Below are 17,243 nucleotides of genomic sequence, written 5' to 3' on the forward strand. Positions count from 1 at the left end.
CAGTGCCCGACATGAGCGTTCCCGTTCTCTCCGTGCGCGACCTGCGCGTCGAATTCGCCAGCAGGCGCGGCGTGCTCCGCGCCATCGATGGCGTGTCCTTCGATATCGCCAAGGGCGAGGTGCTGGGCGTGGTCGGCGAATCCGGCGCCGGCAAATCGGTGACCGGACTTGCGGCCATTGGGCTGATCGATCCGCCCGGACGGATCGCGGGCGGCGAGATCCTGTTGTCGGGCCTGCGCATCGACAACCTGCCGGCGGAGGAGATGCGCCGCATTCGCGGCAAGCGCATCGCCATGATCTTTCAGGATCCGCTGACCAGCCTCAATCCGCTGTATCGGATTGGCGACCAACTGGTGGAGACCATCCGCACCCATCTCAACATGAACGAGACGCAGGCGCGCAAGCGCGCGGTGGATCTGCTCGCCGAGGTCGGCATTCCCGCGCCGGACAAGCGCATCGACGCCTATCCGCATGAGTTTTCCGGCGGCATGCGACAGCGCGTGGTGATCGCGCTGGCGATCGCGGCCGAACCCGAACTGATCATCGCCGACGAGCCGACCACCGCGCTCGATGTTTCCGTGCAGGCGCAGATCATCGCGCTGATCAAGCGGCTCGGCCGCGATCATGGCACCGCCGTGATGCTGGTGACCCATGACATGGGCGTGATCGCCGAGACGTCCGACCGCGTGGCCGTGATGTATTCCGGGCGCATCGCCGAGATCGGCCCGGTGCGCGACGTGGTGCAGAACCCACTGCATCCCTATGCTAAGGGATTGATGGGCGCGATTCCGACACTGACCGGCGACGCTTCGCAGCGGCTGGTGCAGATTCCCGGATCGATGCCGCGTCTCTCGGCCATCCCGCAGGGCTGCGCGTTCAATCCGCGCTGCAGTTTTGCGTTCGACCGGTGCCGCGTGGAGCGACCGGAGCCGATCGCTGTGGGCGCGCAACAAGTCGCCTGTCATCTCTATGACCCCCGCCATTCCCATGACCACGCCCATGCGGAGAGCGTGGCATGACGGCGCTGGTGCAGGCCCGCAATCTCAAACGCGCCTTCGATGTCTCGAAGCCCTGGCTCAACCGCGTCATCGAGCGCAGCCCGATGGAGTTTCTCAAAGCCGTCGACGGTGTCTCCTTCGAGATCAAGCGCGGCGAGACCTTTGCGCTGGTCGGCGAATCCGGCTCGGGCAAGAGCACGGTGGCGCGGATGGTGGTCGGGCTGCTGCCGCCGACATCGGGCGACGTGATCATCGACGGCGTGTCGATGAGCGACCCCAGACAGGCGGGCGCGCGAAAGCTGCTGCGCAAGCGGATCCAGATGATCTTTCAGGACCCCTATGCGAGCCTCAATCCGCGGCTGCGCGTCGATGCCATCATTGCGGAGCCGATCCGCGCTTTCGATCTCATTCAGGGCGAGCGCGACATCCGCGCCCGCGTCGGCGAATTGCTGACGCTGGTGGGTCTGCATCCCGACGACGGGCAGAAGTATCCGCATCAGTTCTCCGGCGGCCAGCGCCAGCGTATCGCGATTGCCCGCGCACTCGCATCGGAGGCTGAGTTCATCGTCTGCGACGAGCCGACCTCGGCGCTGGATGTCTCGGTGCAGGCGCAGATTCTCAACCTGATGCGCGAACTGCAGGACAAATTCGGCCTGACCTATCTGTTCATCAGCCACAACCTTGCTGTGGTCAGGCACATGGCCGACCGGATTGGCGTGATGTATCTCGGCCGCATCGTGGAGATTGCGGAAGGTCGCGAACTCTTCCGCGCGCCGCGGATGCCCTATACGCGCATGCTGCTGGGCGCCGTGCCGGATCTCGCCATGTCAGGCCGCGCGCGGATTGCGGTCTCCGGCGAGATTCCGAATCCGATCGATCCGCCCTCCGGTTGCACGTTTCATCCGCGCTGCCCGGAAGTGTTCGATCTCTGTCGCAAGGTGGTGCCGGATCTGGTCGACGGCGTCGCCTGTCATGCGGTCAACAAACTGATCGCACCACCGGCCGGGCCCGTCCCGGCCGCACGGCGGTAGTTGCGGTCAGGCGCACTCAGATCAGGGTATACTCAAACGACAACGCGGCAGGCACCGCAGGGTATCGGCAACAGACCCCCACAGCACCCACCGCGAAACACATCAGCTGACAGTGTCAGCTGCGATATCGATCCGGATCAGCGTCGACCGCCCTCCGGATCGGATCGTCTTATTCTTCGACCGGCTCCTCGCCGTCATGATCTTCATCGCGCTCGACGGGACCGGCCAGAATCTGTTCGGCGATCAGTCCGGAATTCTGCCGGATCGAGGCTTCGATCCTGGCGGTCATGTCCGGATTAGCCTTGAGGAAGGCCTTGGAATTCTCGCGACCCTGACCGAGGCGCTGGCTGTCATAGGAGAACCAGGCGCCGGACTTCTCGACGATTCCCGCTTTCACGCCGAGATCGAGAATTTCGCCCATCTTGGAAACGCCTTCGCCATACATGATGTCGAATTCGACCTGCTTGAACGGCGGCGCCAGCTTGTTCTTCACGACCTTGACGCGAGTCGAGTTACCCACGACTTCGTCGCGCTCCTTGATCGCACCGATGCGGCGGATGTCGAGACGAACCGAAGCGTAGAATTTCAGCGCATTGCCGCCGGTGGTGGTTTCCGGCGAGCCATACATCACACCGATCTTCATGCGGATCTGGTTGATGAAGATCACCATCGTATTGGACTTGTTGATCGAGGCGGTCAGCTTGCGCAGCGCCTGGCTCATCAGACGGGCCTGCAGGCCGGGCAGCGAATCGCCCATTTCGCCTTCGAGTTCGGCACGCGGCACGAGAGCTGCGACGGAGTCGACGATCAGCACGTCCACCGCGCCGGAGCGCACCAGCGTATCGGCGATTTCCAGCGCCTGTTCGCCGTGATCCGGCTGCGAGATCAGGAGTTCATCGACATTGACGCCCAGCTTGCGGGCATAGACCGGGTCGAGCGCGTGTTCGGCGTCGATGAAAGCACAGATGCCGCCCTTCTTCTGGGCCTCGGCCACGCAATGCAGCGCCAGGGTGGTCTTGCCCGACGATTCCGGTCCGTAAATCTCGATCACCCGGCCCTTCGGCAAACCGCCGACGCCGAGCGCGATATCAAGCCCGAGCGAGCCCGACGAGATGACCTCGATATCCATCGAACGGTCATTCTTGCCCAGCTTCATCACCGAGCCCTTGCCGAACTGGCGCTCGATCTGGGAGAGCGCGGCCGACAGGGCCTTGGTCTTGTCCATGGAGGATCCTTCAACGATACGCAGGGCAGTCGGAGTGGCAGCCATGATTAGCTCCTTATGAAGGGATTCGCGACAGAGACAAAAGACAAGCGCCAAAACGACGGCGCTGCTCGGGCTGAAATCAATGTACCCTATCTGTTCTATGTTCGCAATATGTTCTTTTGGGAATTTCGGTACTGGCCTGTTTCCGACCGCAGTGGCCTAGTTTGAAAAAGGCAGTGGCCTGATTTACCGTTTACAGATGGCCCGAACAGATTTCCTGATTGTCTTGTTTTTAGTTGTTAGCCCGTTCGCGACCGTCGCTGGATGCCTGTTGTGGGTTTTTAGCCAGCGCTTCAAATCGGTTGGGGCTGTAATGGCGATCTATTCCGCCGGGGTATTCACTGGGATCATATTGACGGCCCTGGCTGACCCAGGCCCCACCCTTCATTGATAGGGATAAGGCCGCCTCAGTGGGCGGCCTCTTTCATTTCAGCCGTCAATAAAGTTCGGTGGCGGCGGTAGGTTTGGCGGCGAATAGTCTTCTGGGAACGGCAGCAGGAAATTGGTCCCCCATTGCGGAAATTCCCTATCAAGCCGATCCATGAATACGCGCCAGTGCGGAGAGTATTTCATCAGCATCAAAACTGCGCTCATATGCTCGCGCAGCTTTGGATGGCCAACATCCTCAGTGAGCCGTTGAAATAGCTTGTTCTTATAAGCGCCACTCGGTGTTTTTGGGGTGAGGCGCTTTAGCTCATCCCAAACGCCGGGAGCCAAACGTTTGTAGATGATGTTATTGGTCCAATGGCCGATCACGCCGGGGCGTCCGGCATTTTCGACGTAAGCCCAGCCATTAAGTCGGAATATCTGTTTGTAGAATTCGGCAGGGAACGTTTTGACCCATGGGCGCAATTCCTTTGCAACGAACCTTTCAAGAATTTTGGCCAGTGCATCGCGCTGGCGGAAATCCTGGGTACTGGCCTGTTTCCGACCCTAGTGGCCTAGTTTGAAAATGGCAGTGGCCTAGTTTGGCTCAATCAACTTCGTCAGCGAACCACTGGCATTCTACTTTGGCGACGGCTTTCGCTTCCTCTGCGGTCTCATACAGACCAGCTCTATCTCGTTTAGGCCCCCAAATCGGCTCCTTGATAAACTCGTCGTCGCGGTAAAGCACTTCCTCAACAAATCGGAATAGCCCGTCGTCACGACGGACGATGAGCATCCGACGCTCGCCATCTTTGCTTGTGATCGTACTTACGGCTCTTTCGTTCACAGCGTTTATACCGCCTCCGTGGGCCGCCTCCTTCGTCTTACACTCGGCTTCGCGACGTCAGATGGATCGTATCGAATCCGATCCGCGGTTCGTTCACGATCTTCAACAACGGGTCGTACTTGATTGGCTCCGGGACAGGGGCCTCCGGCTGGCGCCGGCGTGGGCGCGCGACAATCTGAGGTCGAAAGCCATGTTCTTCGACGAAGCCCATTCTCGGTTCATCGAGTAGCTTTGACTGCCATGATTTTGTTTTCGTCATCCCGCTATTGTAGCCGATGGCGGCGCGAGCGTCACGCCTTTGGCGACTGCGGTCCACGGCACTTGGCGCATTGCGCGAGATCCGGTTTCCCATGCTCACAGCGAGCCGTTGGTCCGCGGAGGAACCACTGACGCTGCGTCTCGATTTCGGCCGGCACCATCTGGTGGATATGCGCTGCGTCGAGCACTCCTTGAGCGCCGGCTTGCGACCCGCACACACCTCATGCCGCGCTTGCTGTCTGGGATGATAGTCCGCCGCGCGCAAGGGATGGCAAGGGATGGACGATCCCGCCATACATGTTAGAACGCTTCTAAATAGGAAGCCTGACGTTGAAACCGAAGAAAACCGCCGCCGAGCTTCAGAAGATCATTCGGGAAGCGTCCCGCGACGCCGGGCCCTGGCCCAAGAACATGACCCTGATCATCTATGCGCTGGACGACAGCTGGCGGATCATCGTGAGCTATTCCGACGCGTCACAGACGCCGTTTCGCGACCGGCTGATGGAGCTCAGCCTGCGCCTGACCGAGTTCTACGATCTGGACGAAGGCACGGCCTAGCACCCGGCGACTTTGGTTCGAGAAGAGCGTCGCGCGCCACCCTCGCAACCGACCTAACGCACAAAGTGTCGGTATGCGATCCAGCCCACGAGCGCGAGCGAGAGCGCCCAGACGACCGCAATCACACCAGCCGCAGCCATACTCACCGGCCGCTGCATGGCGGCCTCCGCCGCCGCGCGATGCTCGGCCATGATCTCCGGCGGGATCATGCGCAGGACCAGCGCGATGCCGAGCGGGACGATGATGAGATCGTCGAGATAACCAAGCAGCGGAATGAAATCCGGAATCAGGTCGATCGGCGACAGCGCGTAAGCGGCCACCGCAAGCGCCAGTGCTTTCGCGCACCATGACACACGCGGATCACGCCCGGCGAGATAGACCGCATGGGCATCACGCTTGATCGCCCGCGCCCATTGCTTCCATTGACCGGGGCGGTACATGGCTTCGATCTATCCTGCGAGATGCGTTTCGCGCGTGGCGATCAGATCGCGAATTGCTTGCGCGACCGGCACCGGGCGATGGGTGCTCTGGTCGGTATTGACCCAGACGATCTCGCCGGTCGCAAACGGATGATCGCCCGCGCGTGGAAAGATAGCGAGCTCGAACACCAGACTTGAGTTGCCGATCCGCGCCACGCGTGCGGCGACGTCGAGCTCCTGATCGAACGGGATCGGCGCCTTGTATTCGATCACTGATTTGACGACGTGAAAGTCGACGCCACTCGCTTTGGCGTCGGCAAACTGGTCATAGCCGAGCGCACGAAAATACTCGGTGATGGTGGTGTCGAAGTAAGTGAGATAGTGCGCGTTGAAGACGACGCCCTGACCGTCGATCTCGGAATAGCGCACCCGAAACGGGTGAAAGAACCAGAACCGGTCGCGTGACATGTGCCCCTCGCTTATTTGCGGCGGCTTCGTTCTCCGCCCTTGTGCTCCCCTAGCCTCTCCTGTGCAGCAAGGCCAGCCGCCGCGTGGAGAGTCATGCTGCAACTCAGGTCCGCTTGATCGCCTTCAGCACGATGAAAATGTGCGATGCTGCGATGATCACCGACGCCAACATGAGTCCGAGATTGGCGCCGTGGACCTTCTCCGGCGCGAATGTCATCGCCGTCCAGATGATCAGGCGCACCGTCAGCATGAAGATCACCATGCCCCACAGCGCGATCCGCTTCGGCGCATCCCATGTCGGCTGGCCGTCGAGGCCCCACTGCATCGCGATGCGCTCACCTGCGATCCGCGGCTCGCCATAGAGGTTGCCCCCGATCATCACGGCCAGAGCACATACAAATACGATATCGGCTGACAACATGAGCGCGCCCTATATGAAACCACGGCCGGATGACGCCCGATGTCATCGACGCTTTCGATGACGCGCGGGCAATGGCACCCCGAGGTGGACCATGGCGCCGAAAGCGGAATTTGGCACGAAGCTGACTGCGCCAAAAAAACCGCTCATTTGCCGCAAATTTTGCATATTTCTGTCGACGCGCGGAATAAGTTAGTTTAGCGGTACTATCGTCTTGAAGCAACCTCAGGTGCTGCAAGCCATTTACGCGCGCGCCAGATGTGGTCGTTTCCCGTGCCTCGATTTTTCTTTCATATCATCGCCGAAAACACGTTCCTCGACGATGAAGGGACGAGCTTCAGCGACGATCAGGAAGCGATGCTGCACGCACGTGAGCTTGCAGTGGAGATGATGCGCAGCATCGGCGTCGTGAAAGGCGCGATCGTCATCGAGAACGAAGACAGCGGCGGATTGTTCGAAGTACCGCTGTCCTGGAGCAACTAGAGCCGTAAGCGGTGAGGCTCTCAAGCAATCAGCACCCGCCAAAATGTCGCAGGCAATAGACGCGTACCAGGTCGATTGCGCGCCGCAGTTTTTGTTGTCAGCCTGCCGGATGACGTGACGCAGTTAGCCGGGGAGCCAGACGCCGATGATTCATCCCGCTGCAAAATTTCAGTTCGAACGCGCGATCAAGGAATATGCGCGCTGGATCGCCATTGGCGAAAACGAGCGCTCGCCTGCGCCCGGTTGGTGGTGGGGCTCGGCCTTTCCGCTACGCGATGAACCAGACGTGCTGCCGACGGACTGGTCCGCGCCGATGGGATTGCCCGACGGGGCGCGCTATGCGGACGCCGCCGGCCTGTTTCTCGCGGCCTTGGCCGGCCAGCACTTCCAGCCATGGCCCGAAGACTTTCCGCAGCGTTATCGGCCGATACCGGCTACCGACACCGCGGTCTCCACCTGATTAGTTCGCGGCGTTGCCGGTCTTGGTGCGCGGCTGTTTGGCGGGCGCTGCGGCTTTCGGCGCATCGCTACGCACATTGCCCCACGGATCGGACGCCGCCTTGGTATCGGGAATCTTGCGCAGCGACTCGCGATACGCCTTCTCGGTGATCGCGTCCTGCTCCTTCTCCTCAGCCGACTTGCTCTTCACCTCCGGCATCAGGTTCATCATCTGCGCAGCGGCCGGTCCGGTCAGAAGCGCAAGCACTGCAACAACGCTCAATAGTTTCATGGCACCAAAGCTCCGTGAATTCGGGAGCGTTATATCACTGGCCGTTCGGGCCCGCCAAGCACCTGACGCAGGGCACCCCGTCCTGTCTCAGGCAGGTCGAAACGTCCGGACATGTGCCATATCGGCCCTGTTCCCGATCGTCCCCCGTCAGATATTGATGAAGGATGAACAGGCGGGTCCGAATCTCGGGGATCGGCTTCATCGGCCAGCAAGAGCGCGGTGCTAGACATGGTCCGTGCAGACGATACGGACGACGACCATGATCGAGAAACGAACGGCTCCACGGCACCGGGTTCTGAAGCGCGGCACGCTGGCCTTCGGCGGCGGCGGCGTTGATTGCACCGTCCGCAACCTCTCGGCCTCGGGCGCGCGCGTGGATATCGCAAGCCCGATTGGCGTGCCGCAGAATTTCATGCTGGTGATCGAGGCGGATCAGTTCATCCGCCGCTGCCGCTCGGTATGGAATAACGACCGCCAGCTTGGCGTGGCGTTCGAGTAAACGCGCCCGTCAGTAGCGCCCTCGGCCGCCATAGTTGCCGCCGCCGTAACCGCCATAGCCCCCGCCGCCGTAATAGACGCGCGGCGCCGGCTCGTAATAGACTGGTGGCGGAGCACGGCGAATAACGATCTCTTCTTCCACAATCTCACGGCTGCGTCGCTGTGATGGCTTGTCGGCGCGCTTCTTCGCAGGCTCGCTCTTTTCCGCCTTCTTCGAGGCCGGTGCTGCTGCCGGCGGCGCTCCGCAGGGGCATGTCGGCGCGGCGAGCGCGACATTGGTTGCACCTGCCGTTCCGCCGGCAGCAACCGGTACCGGCTTGTTGAGCGTGCGCTCTTCGAGCTTCTGCGCAGTGGAGGTCAGGTCGCTGTCGGGATATTTCGCCAGGAAGTCGCGATAGGACGGCGCAGTGTTGGTGATGACGGCATTGTTCCACGCCACCATTTTGTAGTGACGGTCGAGCCAGTCTTTCGCCTGCGGGCCCAGCGGGGGCTCGGCATAGAGGCCGACAAAGGCCTCATAGGCTTCAACCGAACCATCCGAGACGATCAGGTTGTTGGCGTCCTGCACCGGCTTGCCCTGTAGCTCCTTGCGCCATTGATCGACGGTCTTCCTGGTCACGGCCGGCTTGGCGCCAGCATCGCCGCCAAAGAAACGGAAGTCATTGACCAGCGATGAACTCTCCCATGGCGTCTGCCGGCCTTCGGTGGCCTGATTGACCGACAGCCGTACGCGCTTGAACGCATCCTCGATCGACAGGCCCGGTTCGCGACCGGCCTTCAGGAGCGCTGTCGTGTAGGGGCTGTTGCCGTCCTTGCCGTCTTCGGCTTCGGCACCGGGCGAGGTGGAGAATGACAGCAGCGTGCCGGGCGTGCCGAACTTCACGTCGATCTGGGCGAGACCGCGGCCGGTGGTCTTGCTGATCGCGGGGAACGGATTGTTGCGGCAGGCGTCGAGCAGGATGATGCGGCTCTTGCTCGGCACGGATGTCAGCGTGTTCAGGATATCGTTGAGCCGCACCGCCTGCAGCGGGATGTCAGCCTCGCGCTTCGGATCGATATCGACCGGCACCAGATAATTCTCGCCATCGATCTGCAGACCGTGGCCGGCATAGAACACCAGCGCCACCGTATCCGGCCCCTTGGCGGATACCGTCGCGGCAAAGGCGGCGATCCTGCCGCGCAGATCGTTCTGAGACAGGTCCGTGGCCGACTGTACCTCGAAGCCAGCATCGCCGAGCATCTGCGCCATGGCCTTGGCGTCATTGACGGGATTGGGCAGCGGCGCGACGGCGCGGTAGGAAGACTGCCCGATCACCAGCGCCACACGGCTTTCGGCCAAAGCGGCTGTTGAGCCGAGAAGAACTGCGCTCTGGGAGCCGAGCATCACGGCGGCAGCGGCGATGGCATTACGAATAGTCGTGTTGTGTATGACCGGACGAACCATCGAACAATCTCCCCGGCCAGGCCGGCTCGCGCGACGGATCATTCCCCGCCTGATTCAAATGACATCAGGATGGCCGCTCGCCAACAATGCGACGGCCTGCCGCTGCCCAATTTGGTCGCGATGAACGCAGGCGCGGTTCATGGGAACCGCGCAGGAGCCGGGCTGTCGGAATACTACTTTTTCTTCGCGGCCGTTGCAGCCGCGGGAGCTGGCGCGACGCCGCCCCACGGATCGTATTTTTCCTTCGGCGTAGGAACCCGCTCCAGGGCGGCCTTGTAGGCCTTCTCGTCGATCTTGGGCTTTTCGGGCGCAGGCGCATGGTCGGCGCCGCGCTTGCCCCCGCCCATCTGTGCGTTCGCCGGCGCAGCCAGAAGCGCCAGTGCCGCGATCGCCAATACCAATGCTCTCATTATGGGTCCCTCCGGCGCCTTGATAGCCCGATGCACGGGCAGTTTTCCAGCCTCAACATGGCCAGACCGCGACCATCGACCGCAGGTGAGCATCGCCGCATAACCGCGCAAAACTCCGGAACCGGCACCCCGACCAGCCCACATCCGCTGAAAACACAGGCTTTTCAGCGACCGTTTGGTGAACGATCCGTTACACATTCCCGTCAAATTTCGCGTCCGGAAAAACCGGATCTTGGAATGTTTCTCCTAGTCTCCACAGACAGCAATGGAGAAGCGGCCTGCGCCGCCTCCTTGCGACGGGGATCGGGGACGTGGTCGACATTGCAAACCCAGCCGGCACGTATGGCAGCAGAGCAACGGGCGCCGGGATGACCGCGGCGAACCGCCCAGCGTCCGTGCCCGATGCGCTTGCGCCGCTCGCAGCAATCCCGCCCGAGCCATGGCGTGCTCTCGCGCAGCTGGCCGTCGAGCCGAACGGCTATTACCTCGCCGACTGGGAACTGGCCGTAAATGCATCAGCGCGCGGCCGCACCGATGTCGCCGCACTCAGCGCCTGGATGAGCGACGCCGGAACGCCTCGGTTGATCGGACTACTGCCGGTGATCACCGCGCGTCGCGCCTATCGCCTGCCTCTCCCCGCACTGGTGAGCGCCGATCCCTATGGCACGCTCTCCACGCCGCTGCTCGATCGCGACATGGCCCCTGATGCCGTCACGCGCCTGATGGAGCAGGCCCGCAAGGCCGGCGCGCATGCGCTGATTCTCGAGAACGTCTCGCTCGACGGCGCAGCGATGCAGGCGATCCGCCAATCGCTGGCCATGCAGGATCTCGCACCGCGCATCCTGCAATCCCACGCCCGCGCCTGTCTCGATGCCACGCGCGATGCCGACGATCTGCTGCGCGATGCGCTCGGCGCGAAGAAGCTGAAAGAACTGCGCCGCCAGCGCAATCGTCTCGCCGAACATGGCGATGTGACCTTCCATATCGCGCGCACGCCGGCGGAAATCGCTGCGACCATTGACACGTTCCTGACGCTGGAAGCGAGCGGATGGAAGGGCAAGCGCGGCACGGCCCTGATGCAGGATGCCGGAGACAGTGCCTTCATCCGTAGCGCCACCAGGGCGCTCGCCGAACGCGGCCAATGCGAGATCGTCACTTTGCGTGCCGGCGACACGCCGGTCGCCTCCGGTGTGCTGCTCCGGCATCTCGATCGCGCCTTCTATTTCAAGCTCGGCGTCGACGAGCGCTTCGCCAAACTGTCGCCCGGCGTGCAACTCACGCTCGATGTGACGCGGCATCTCTGTGCCGATCCGGCGATCGCCTGCGCCGACTCCACCGCCAATGCCGGCCACCCGATGATCGACCCAATCTGGCGCGGCCGCCTCGCGATCGGCAACGTCCTGATTCCGCTCCGCAAGCACGACCCGCTTGTCTCGCTCATTCACGGCGCACTCACCTTGCGTCGCACGATCCGCGAGCCGTTGCGGCGCGTGGCCCGCTCTATCCGCAACCGCCTCCGCTAGATATCCAGGGGTTCAACCATGAACGCTGCAACTGACGTCGCGCCGGTGATCTCGGCGGCCAATCAATCACTCAAGAACGATTTTCCGCTGAAGCCGTTCGCGATTAGGCACAAGCTCGCCGGTCATCCGCTGCTGACGCTGCCGCGCATTGCGCAGCTCGCATCCGAACTGCCGCGCGATCTCATCGAATACAATTCAGGCAAGGTTGCGATCAGCCAGGACCCTGACGCGATCCCGTCGGTCGACCTCGATCCGGTCGAAGTCGTCAGGCGCATCGAGACCGCCGGCGCCTGGATGGTGCTGAAGCGGATCGAGAACTCCCCCGAATATCGCCAGTTGCTCGAAGACACGCTGCTGTCGGTGGCGCGCGCCCGCGGCTTCAACAGCCTGCTCGATGCCGGCTTCGAACAGCTCGAAGGCTTCCTGTTCGTTTCCTCACCGAATTCGACCACGCCGTTCCATCTCGACAGCGAGGATAATTTCTTCGTCCAGATTCACGGCGAGAAGTTCTTCACGATCTATGACAACAAGGACCGCGCCATCGTGTCCGACGACGAGATCGAGCGCTCGATGACCAAACATCGCAATCTCAAATTCGACGACAGCTTCGCGCCTCGCGCGGTCGAGTTTCACATGTTCGATGGTGATGGCTGCTACGTGCCCTATCAGTGGCCGCACTGGGTACGCACCGCCGGGTCGTTCTCGATCTCGATGGCGATTACCTGGAAGACCCGGGAAGTACGCCGCCTCAACGACCTGCACTTCTTCAACTCGATGCTACGCGGCGTCGGCCTCCCGCAGAAGCCGCCGGGACGGCAGCCGGTGCTGGATACGCTGAAGCTCGCCTTCTATCGTACCGTGACCACGGCGATCAAACCGCTGCGCAGCTCGCTGGCGATGCGCAAAGTGCTGCGCCGCATCGCACTCGGCAAGAAGGCGAATTATTATCTGAAGGACGCGTAGGCGCGCGCCCTTACTCCGCCGCTTCCGCGTTCACTTCCGCCGAGACCTGACGGATCGCACGCGCGAGCTTCTCAGCATCCTGCGCGCCGGATACGGCATATTTGCCGGCGAAGACGAAAGTCGGTACGCCGGAGATACCCTTGTCGGCGGCTTCCTTGGCGTTACCGGAAATCAGTTCGACGTCTTCATCAGTGGCGAGGCGCTTGCGGATCTCATCCGCATCGAGACCGACATCGGCCGCAGCCTGCACCAGCGTCTCGCTCTGGGTGAGATCGCCGCCATCGCGGAAATACAATTCCATCAGACGCTGCTTGACCTCGGCCGACTTGCCGGAGGCTTCGGCCCAATGGATCAGCCGGTGGCAATCGATGGTGTTGGGCTGGCGCTTCACGCTGTCTGGCCGGTAGGTCAACCCCTCCTGCTCGGCGGCATCGACCACACGGCCGGCAATGCCTTTATAGGCTTCCACCGAACCGAATTTGGTTTCGAGATAGGTCGAGCGATCGATGCCCTCGCGCGGGATCCACGGATTGAGGAAGAACGGCCGCCAATTGACATGCACCGGCACGTCGGAGGCCAGCGCCAGCGCATTCTCGATGCGGCGCTTGCCGATATAGCACCACGGGCACACGACGTCGGAGACGATATCGATTTGAAGCGGCTTGATGGTGCTCATGGGCGGGCTCCCTGTCTTTGTTCCGCCCAGAGATAGGCTCCGAGGGCGCCGCGGGCAAGACCGCTAGTTCCCTCTCGCGGCGATCTCCCGCAGCCTGTTCGCCGTGATTTCATCGGCCGGAAAGAACGTCTCGATGGCGATTTCCGACAAAGTGATATCCAGCGGCGTACCGAAGGTCATGGTCGTCGACATAAAGCTCAGCACGTCGTCGCCCAGCCTCATCCGGAACGGCACCACGACGCTATCGGCCGCGATCGGCGCCGACCGCGCCGGGACCGGATAGGTCTTCAATTCCTGATACAGTTTGATCAGTTCCGGATCGGCCGTCGCCTCGCATTGCCGGTGCAGTCGCTCCAGCAGATGCGCGCACCATTCACCAAGATTGACCGTGCGCGATGCCAGCGCCTCTGGATGAAAGCTCAGCCGCAGCACGTTGAAGGGCTGCCCGAGCAATTCAGGCGCGATACCTTCCAGCAGCGGCATCACCATGCGATTGGCGGCAACCAGATTCCAGTGCCGATCGACCGCCAGCGCCGGATTGGGCTCATGGGCCTTCAGCACGAGGTCGATGGCCTGACGCGCCGAGACCAGCGCGGGATCATCCAGCGCCCGCTGCGGAAAGGCCGGCGCGAAACCGGCGGCCACCAGCAAAACATTGCGCTCGCGCAGCGGCACGTCGAGCCGCTCCGCCAGCCGCATCACCATCTCGCGCGAGGGCGCGGCGCGGCCGGTCTCGAGGAAGCTCAGATGCCGCGTGGAGATCTCGGCATCGCCGGCAAGATCGAGCTGGCTCAGGCGGCGGCGCTGCCGCCATTCACGCAGATGATGGCCGATCCCGGCGGGCCGGGATGTCGCGGAGGATGCTGCTAGCTGTGTGCTCATGGCGAAAAGCTAACATGCGAATTTCGTAGCTTCCATGACCTCAGAGGTAATCGATTTGGCTCTGCGCCTCGGTCATCTTCGGCGCATCGACAACGACCAACCGAAGGACATCGACCATGATCAATCCCTCTCTCCTGCTCCGCCGCGCCATCCAGATCGACGCTGTCGTCTCGGGCGCCATGGCGCTACTGCTGACCTTTGCCGCAGCGATGCTGGCACCGCTGCTGCATCTGCCCGAAACACTGCTGCTGGAATCCGGCCTGTTCCTGATTGCCTATGCGGCGCTGGTCGGCTGGCTCGGCACCCGCGCGACCATGCCGAAGCTGCTGGTGCTGGTCATCATCATCGGCAATGCGCTGTGGACATTGGGCAGCATCGGCCTGCTGTTCTCGGGCGCGGTGACGCCGAACCTGCTCGGCCTGATCTTCGTGGCCGCGCAGGCGATCGCAGTCGGCGTGTTCGCGGAGCTGCAATATATCGGGCTGCGCCGAAGCGCAGCCGCGCAGGCGGCTTAAGCCGCCTTGCTCCTGGCCTTGCCGGTCTTGGCTTTACCGGACTTGGCTTTAGACTTAACCGACTTGGCCTTGGTCGCTGCGGAAGTCTTCTTCGCGGCGGCCTTGGTCGTTTTGGCTTTTCCCGACGCCTTGGCTTTCTTCGCTTTGGCCTTGGCCCTCTTGGCTTTCGCCTTTTCTTCCTTCTTCAGCGCCTTGCGCTCGGCCTTTTCCTTGGCCTTCAGTTTCTCGGCACGGGCCTCAGCGCGCTTCCTCTTGCGCTTCTTCTCGCAGGCGTCGCACTTGCAGCCGATCGGCTTCAGGTATTCCTTGAAATACTCCGTGCCGTAATCGTAGTTGATCTCTTCGCCCGGCTCGATCTTCTTAATCGAGCGGATGATGATCTTCTTCTTCGCCGCGTTGACGTCGGACTCGGCGTTCGGCTTGCAGGCGTGGTTGATATAGCGCGCGATGTTCTTGCGGATCGAACCGTCGACGGTCCAGCGCTTGCTGATCTGGAACAGGTACTTGTTCTCGATCGCGTCGTGCTTCTCGTTCTTCGAATCCAGCAGGGGTCCGAAGTATTGGACGATCTTGACGCCCTTCTTGATCGGCTGGGTGGCGAAAAGACCGAGACCGGTTTTGGAACGGCCGATGCGATATGGCTTGGCGGAAGTCGAGGCGGGCATGGGATGAGGAACTGACGCTGCTGGAGACAAAATGAAGGCTGACCAAGCTGTCTAGCGCGATTCAATAAGCCCTGTCAGCCGCTTCCGTTGAACCTTCCCCAGCTTGTGAGCGTCAAAGCTGCATCTTTCCTGTGCTGGATGCCCTGAAATGCCCCGCCTGTCTGCCCTCGCTGCCGCCCTGACGACCCTGCTCGGCGCGACGTCGCTCGCCGCAGCCGACAGTATCGGCAGCGTCTACACATCGGCTGCCGACAAGGACTGCCGCAAAGTGTCCAGCCTCAAACTCGACGGCGATGATTACGCCGCCGAGCGAACCTGCCGCGGCCCCGCCGGTCTCGTGGTGGTGAAGAACGAAAACGACCTGCGCGAGACCATCACGGTCGGACGCAGCACCAGCGCCGCTGACAAGGAGCCGGCGGCATCGCAAGGCTTCGGCCCGTTCAATTCCACCACCAGCACCATCGAATGGCGCACCAGCGCCGGCAAGCCATTCGCGATGATCCAGCGCTGGCACATCGCCGACAACGACGATCCCGAGAAGAATGGTCGGCCAAAATCCAAACAGATGCTGGTGGTAACACGGCTGCCACCGGGCGCCGTCTGCCACGTCGCCTATATCGACGTAGCAGCCAATCCTGAGGCCAACGAGATGGCCCGCAAGGCCGCCGACGAACTCGCCCGCGGCTTCGATTGCAAGACGGCCAAGGTCAGCGTGATCGGCACCGATGGCCGCGCCACGGCACTGGCGATGGCATCGCGCAATATCCCGGACCTCGCCCGGTAGGGTTCAAATCGATCGCGCGATCAGAGCTTCGGTATTTTCGCCGCGTCGATCACCGCCGTCCATCGCGCGATTTCCGACGTGACCAATTCGCGCATTTCCGGCGGCGTGCTTCCCCGCACCTCACCACCGATCGCTGCTTCCAGTCGCGCCCTGATCCCCGGGTCGGCGAGAGACTTCAGAACGGCCGCGTTGAGTTGGGCGATGATCCCCGGCGGAGTGCCCTTCGGCGCCAGCAACCCGGCCCACGTCCTGACATCGAACCCCTTCAGACCTGCCTCGCCGGCCGATGGAACGTTCGGCAGCAAGGCACTTCGGGTCGACGATGTAACGGCAAGGCCGCGCACCGCACCACTCTCGATCTGCGGCGCAACAAGCACACTGGTGCCAACGATCAGGGGCACATCGCCCGCGAGCAGCGCGGTGATCGCCTGGGAGTCGCCGCGATAGGGTACGTGCAGCACGTCGATGCCGGCTGCCGCTTTCAACAATTCGCCAGCAAGATGATGCGTGCTGCCGAAGCCGACCGATCCGAAACTCAACGATCCCGGTTTGGCCTTTGCGAGTGCGATGAGCTCTCCCAGCGTCTTTGCTTCATAGTCGCTGCGGGTAGCGACGACGAGCGCGTAATAGACGATCGTGGAGATCATCTCGAAACTATCGACGGGTTGATAGGGCAGCGACTTGTAAAGCCCCGCCGAAATCGCATGGCCCCCGGTCACAAGGCCGAGCGTGTATCCGTCAGGCGCAGCCTTGGCGACCGCGTCCGATGCGAGATTGCCGCCTGCACCAGGCTTCGCTTCGACGATGACGGTCTCGTTGAGCTGTTTCGCCAGCCCGTCGGCAACGACGCGGGAGAGCGTGTCCGCCGCTCCACCCGATGCGAAACCGTGCACGATCCGAATGACACGATTTGGGTAGGCTTGCGCCGAGGCGTCAGGCACGTCTATCGACGAGATTATAAATATAGACACCGCGAGGCATGCGAGAACTCTGCCCCGAATAGATTTCGACAGCTGGCTCATTATTTCCTCCCGTTTTAT

At 62.0% G+C, this 17,243-nt stretch carries 23 protein-coding genes; 10 read left to right on the forward strand and 13 right to left on the reverse strand.

Annotated elements, in window-relative coordinates; all coding sequences use genetic code 11:
* Positions 1 to 11 precede the first annotated feature (11 nt).
* Both CIW50_RS10735 and CIW50_RS10740 read left to right on the forward strand, forming a co-directional pair.
* On the forward strand, positions 12 to 1,019 hold the full coding sequence (locus CIW50_RS10735) for an ABC transporter ATP-binding protein (protein WP_149531199.1): 1,008 nt from the start codon (positions 12 to 14) through the stop codon (positions 1,017 to 1,019).
* Positions 1,016 to 2,029, forward strand: a complete 1,014-nt coding sequence (locus CIW50_RS10740) for an ABC transporter ATP-binding protein (protein ID WP_149531200.1) — start codon at positions 1,016 to 1,018, stop codon at positions 2,027 to 2,029. The genes CIW50_RS10735 and CIW50_RS10740 overlap by 4 nt, the downstream gene beginning before the upstream one ends.
* Positions 2,030 to 2,198: 169 nt before the next feature.
* Here the strand turns inward: CIW50_RS10740 and recA are convergent, their stop codons facing one another.
* The 3 genes from recA to CIW50_RS10755 form a co-directional block, all read right to left on the reverse strand.
* A complete protein-coding gene (gene recA, locus CIW50_RS10745) occupies positions 2,199 to 3,299 on the reverse strand; it encodes a recombinase RecA (RefSeq protein WP_149531201.1) in 1,101 nt (366 codons plus the stop codon).
* A 426-nt stretch (positions 3,300 to 3,725) separates the two neighbouring features.
* Complete coding sequence (locus CIW50_RS10750; RefSeq protein WP_149531202.1) at positions 3,726 to 4,184, reverse strand: P63C domain-containing protein; 459 nt, start codon at positions 4,182 to 4,184, stop codon at positions 3,726 to 3,728.
* Between the two features lie 85 nt (positions 4,185 to 4,269).
* Entirely contained in the window at positions 4,270 to 4,458 is a 189-nt protein-coding gene (locus tag CIW50_RS10755) for a hypothetical protein (protein ID WP_149531203.1), read from the reverse strand.
* Between the two features lie 639 nt (positions 4,459 to 5,097).
* Here CIW50_RS10755 and CIW50_RS10760 point away from each other — a divergent pair.
* A complete protein-coding gene (locus CIW50_RS10760) occupies positions 5,098 to 5,325 on the forward strand; it encodes a hypothetical protein (RefSeq protein ID WP_133246729.1) in 228 nt (75 codons plus the stop codon).
* Between the two features lie 53 nt (positions 5,326 to 5,378).
* On the opposite strand, the gene CIW50_RS10765 is transcribed toward CIW50_RS10760, so the two are convergent.
* From CIW50_RS10765 to CIW50_RS10775, 3 genes are all read right to left on the reverse strand, one after another.
* Positions 5,379 to 5,765, reverse strand: coding sequence for a YkvA family protein (locus tag CIW50_RS10765; protein ID WP_149531204.1), 387 nt, complete (start codon positions 5,763 to 5,765; stop codon positions 5,379 to 5,381).
* A 9-nt stretch (positions 5,766 to 5,774) separates the two neighbouring features.
* Positions 5,775 to 6,212, reverse strand: coding sequence for an acyl-CoA thioesterase (locus tag CIW50_RS10770; protein WP_149531205.1), 438 nt, complete (start codon positions 6,210 to 6,212; stop codon positions 5,775 to 5,777).
* 103 nt (positions 6,213 to 6,315) lie between these two features.
* The gene (locus CIW50_RS10775; protein WP_149531206.1) at positions 6,316 to 6,633 is read right to left on the reverse strand and encodes a hypothetical protein; all 318 of its coding nucleotides are present in this window, start codon (positions 6,631 to 6,633) and stop codon (positions 6,316 to 6,318) included.
* A 270-nt stretch (positions 6,634 to 6,903) separates the two neighbouring features.
* Between CIW50_RS10775 and CIW50_RS10780 the strand changes: the two genes are divergently transcribed.
* Both CIW50_RS10780 and CIW50_RS10785 read left to right on the forward strand, forming a co-directional pair.
* Positions 6,904 to 7,113, forward strand: coding sequence for a DUF6894 family protein (locus CIW50_RS10780; protein WP_149531207.1), 210 nt, complete (start codon positions 6,904 to 6,906; stop codon positions 7,111 to 7,113).
* Between the two features lie 145 nt (positions 7,114 to 7,258).
* Entirely contained in the window at positions 7,259 to 7,573 is a 315-nt protein-coding gene (locus CIW50_RS10785) for a hypothetical protein (protein ID WP_149531208.1), read from the forward strand.
* Here CIW50_RS10785 and CIW50_RS10790 read toward each other — a convergent pair whose 3' ends face one another.
* Positions 7,574 to 7,843: a hypothetical protein gene (locus tag CIW50_RS10790; RefSeq protein WP_149531209.1), complete on the reverse strand. Its 270-nt coding sequence runs from the start codon at positions 7,841 to 7,843 to the stop codon at positions 7,574 to 7,576.
* Positions 7,844 to 8,102: 259 nt separating this feature from the next.
* Between CIW50_RS10790 and CIW50_RS10795 the strand changes: the two genes are divergently transcribed.
* The gene (locus CIW50_RS10795) at positions 8,103 to 8,342 is read left to right on the forward strand and encodes a PilZ domain-containing protein (RefSeq protein WP_149531210.1); all 240 of its coding nucleotides are present in this window, start codon (positions 8,103 to 8,105) and stop codon (positions 8,340 to 8,342) included.
* 9 nt (positions 8,343 to 8,351) lie between these two features.
* Here the strand turns inward: CIW50_RS10795 and CIW50_RS10800 are convergent, their stop codons facing one another.
* Both CIW50_RS10800 and CIW50_RS10805 read right to left on the reverse strand, forming a co-directional pair.
* Positions 8,352 to 9,785: a caspase family protein gene (locus CIW50_RS10800; RefSeq protein ID WP_149531211.1), complete on the reverse strand. Its 1,434-nt coding sequence runs from the start codon at positions 9,783 to 9,785 to the stop codon at positions 8,352 to 8,354.
* A gap of 173 nt (positions 9,786 to 9,958) precedes the next feature.
* A complete protein-coding gene (locus CIW50_RS10805) occupies positions 9,959 to 10,195 on the reverse strand; it encodes a hypothetical protein (protein WP_149531212.1) in 237 nt (78 codons plus the stop codon).
* A gap of 311 nt (positions 10,196 to 10,506) precedes the next feature.
* On the opposite strand from CIW50_RS10805, the gene CIW50_RS10810 reads away from it, so the two are divergent.
* Together CIW50_RS10810 and CIW50_RS10815 are read left to right on the forward strand one after the other, a co-directional pair.
* Positions 10,507 to 11,718 carry a GNAT family N-acetyltransferase gene (locus CIW50_RS10810; protein ID WP_502707439.1) on the forward strand — a complete coding sequence of 404 codons (1,212 nt, stop codon included), beginning with the start codon at positions 10,507 to 10,509 and terminating at the stop codon, positions 11,716 to 11,718.
* Positions 11,719 to 11,736: 18 nt separating this feature from the next.
* Positions 11,737 to 12,681: a JmjC domain-containing protein gene (locus CIW50_RS10815; protein WP_149531213.1), complete on the forward strand. Its 945-nt coding sequence runs from the start codon at positions 11,737 to 11,739 to the stop codon at positions 12,679 to 12,681.
* A 10-nt stretch (positions 12,682 to 12,691) separates the two neighbouring features.
* Here the strand turns inward: CIW50_RS10815 and CIW50_RS10820 are convergent, their stop codons facing one another.
* Positions 12,692 to 13,357 (reverse strand): DsbA family oxidoreductase, encoded by a 666-nt coding sequence (locus tag CIW50_RS10820; protein ID WP_149531214.1) that lies wholly within the window; start codon positions 13,355 to 13,357, stop codon positions 12,692 to 12,694.
* 63 nt (positions 13,358 to 13,420) lie between these two features.
* The gene (locus CIW50_RS10825; RefSeq protein ID WP_149531215.1) at positions 13,421 to 14,239 is read right to left on the reverse strand and encodes a helix-turn-helix domain-containing protein; all 819 of its coding nucleotides are present in this window, start codon (positions 14,237 to 14,239) and stop codon (positions 13,421 to 13,423) included.
* 116 nt (positions 14,240 to 14,355) lie between these two features.
* Between CIW50_RS10825 and CIW50_RS10830 the strand changes: the two genes are divergently transcribed.
* A complete protein-coding gene (locus CIW50_RS10830) occupies positions 14,356 to 14,754 on the forward strand; it encodes a hypothetical protein (RefSeq protein ID WP_149531216.1) in 399 nt (132 codons plus the stop codon).
* Here CIW50_RS10830 and CIW50_RS10835 read toward each other — a convergent pair.
* A complete protein-coding gene (locus CIW50_RS10835) occupies positions 14,751 to 15,419 on the reverse strand; it encodes an SET domain-containing protein (protein ID WP_149531217.1) in 669 nt (222 codons plus the stop codon). The genes CIW50_RS10830 and CIW50_RS10835 overlap by 4 nt on opposite strands.
* 148 nt (positions 15,420 to 15,567) lie before the next feature.
* Here CIW50_RS10835 and CIW50_RS10840 point away from each other — a divergent pair, with 148 nt between their 5' ends.
* The gene (locus CIW50_RS10840; protein WP_149531218.1) at positions 15,568 to 16,203 is read left to right on the forward strand and encodes a hypothetical protein; all 636 of its coding nucleotides are present in this window, start codon (positions 15,568 to 15,570) and stop codon (positions 16,201 to 16,203) included.
* Positions 16,204 to 16,223: 20 nt separating this feature from the next.
* Here CIW50_RS10840 and CIW50_RS10845 read toward each other — a convergent pair whose 3' ends face one another.
* Complete coding sequence (locus CIW50_RS10845) at positions 16,224 to 17,144, reverse strand: tripartite tricarboxylate transporter substrate binding protein (protein WP_246664217.1); 921 nt, start codon at positions 17,142 to 17,144, stop codon at positions 16,224 to 16,226.
* Positions 17,145 to 17,243 lie beyond the last annotated feature (99 nt).

The organism is Tardiphaga sp. P9-11 (genome assembly GCF_008329525.1).
Classification (GTDB): Bacteria; Pseudomonadota; Alphaproteobacteria; order Rhizobiales; family Xanthobacteraceae; genus Tardiphaga.

Bases quoted from the DNA above. Each gene is read 5' to 3' on its own strand.
- CIW50_RS10840 (WP_149531218.1), top strand. From the start codon at position 15,568: ATGCCCCGCCTGTCTGCCCTCGCTGCCGCCCTGACGACCCTGCTCGGC.
- CIW50_RS10815 (WP_149531213.1), top strand. From the start codon at position 11,737: ATGAACGCTGCAACTGACGTCGCGCCGGTGATCTCGGCGGCCAATCAA.
- CIW50_RS10820 (WP_149531214.1), bottom strand. From the start codon at position 13,357: ATGAGCACCATCAAGCCGCTTCAAATCGATATCGTCTCCGACGTCGTG.
- CIW50_RS10790 (WP_149531209.1), bottom strand. From the start codon at position 7,843: ATGAAACTATTGAGCGTTGTTGCAGTGCTTGCGCTTCTGACCGGACCG.
- CIW50_RS10755 (WP_149531203.1), bottom strand. From the start codon at position 4,458: ATGCTCATCGTCCGTCGTGACGACGGGCTATTCCGATTTGTTGAGGAA.
- CIW50_RS10765 (WP_149531204.1), bottom strand. From the start codon at position 5,765: ATGTACCGCCCCGGTCAATGGAAGCAATGGGCGCGGGCGATCAAGCGT.
- CIW50_RS10785 (WP_149531208.1), top strand. From the start codon at position 7,259: ATGATTCATCCCGCTGCAAAATTTCAGTTCGAACGCGCGATCAAGGAA.
- recA (WP_149531201.1), bottom strand. From the start codon at position 3,299: ATGGCTGCCACTCCGACTGCCCTGCGTATCGTTGAAGGATCCTCCATG.
- CIW50_RS10825 (WP_149531215.1), bottom strand. From the start codon at position 14,239: ATGAGCACACAGCTAGCAGCATCCTCCGCGACATCCCGGCCCGCCGGG.
- CIW50_RS10740 (WP_149531200.1), top strand. From the start codon at position 1,016: ATGACGGCGCTGGTGCAGGCCCGCAATCTCAAACGCGCCTTCGATGTC.
- CIW50_RS10800 (WP_149531211.1), bottom strand. From the start codon at position 9,785: ATGGTTCGTCCGGTCATACACAACACGACTATTCGTAATGCCATCGCC.
- CIW50_RS10775 (WP_149531206.1), bottom strand. From the start codon at position 6,633: ATGTTGTCAGCCGATATCGTATTTGTATGTGCTCTGGCCGTGATGATC.
- CIW50_RS10770 (WP_149531205.1), bottom strand. From the start codon at position 6,212: ATGTCACGCGACCGGTTCTGGTTCTTTCACCCGTTTCGGGTGCGCTAT.
- CIW50_RS10795 (WP_149531210.1), top strand. From the start codon at position 8,103: ATGATCGAGAAACGAACGGCTCCACGGCACCGGGTTCTGAAGCGCGGC.
- CIW50_RS10805 (WP_149531212.1), bottom strand. From the start codon at position 10,195: ATGAGAGCATTGGTATTGGCGATCGCGGCACTGGCGCTTCTGGCTGCG.
- CIW50_RS10835 (WP_149531217.1), bottom strand. From the start codon at position 15,419: ATGCCCGCCTCGACTTCCGCCAAGCCATATCGCATCGGCCGTTCCAAA.
- CIW50_RS10830 (WP_149531216.1), top strand. From the start codon at position 14,356: ATGATCAATCCCTCTCTCCTGCTCCGCCGCGCCATCCAGATCGACGCT.
- CIW50_RS10735 (WP_149531199.1), top strand. From the start codon at position 12: ATGAGCGTTCCCGTTCTCTCCGTGCGCGACCTGCGCGTCGAATTCGCC.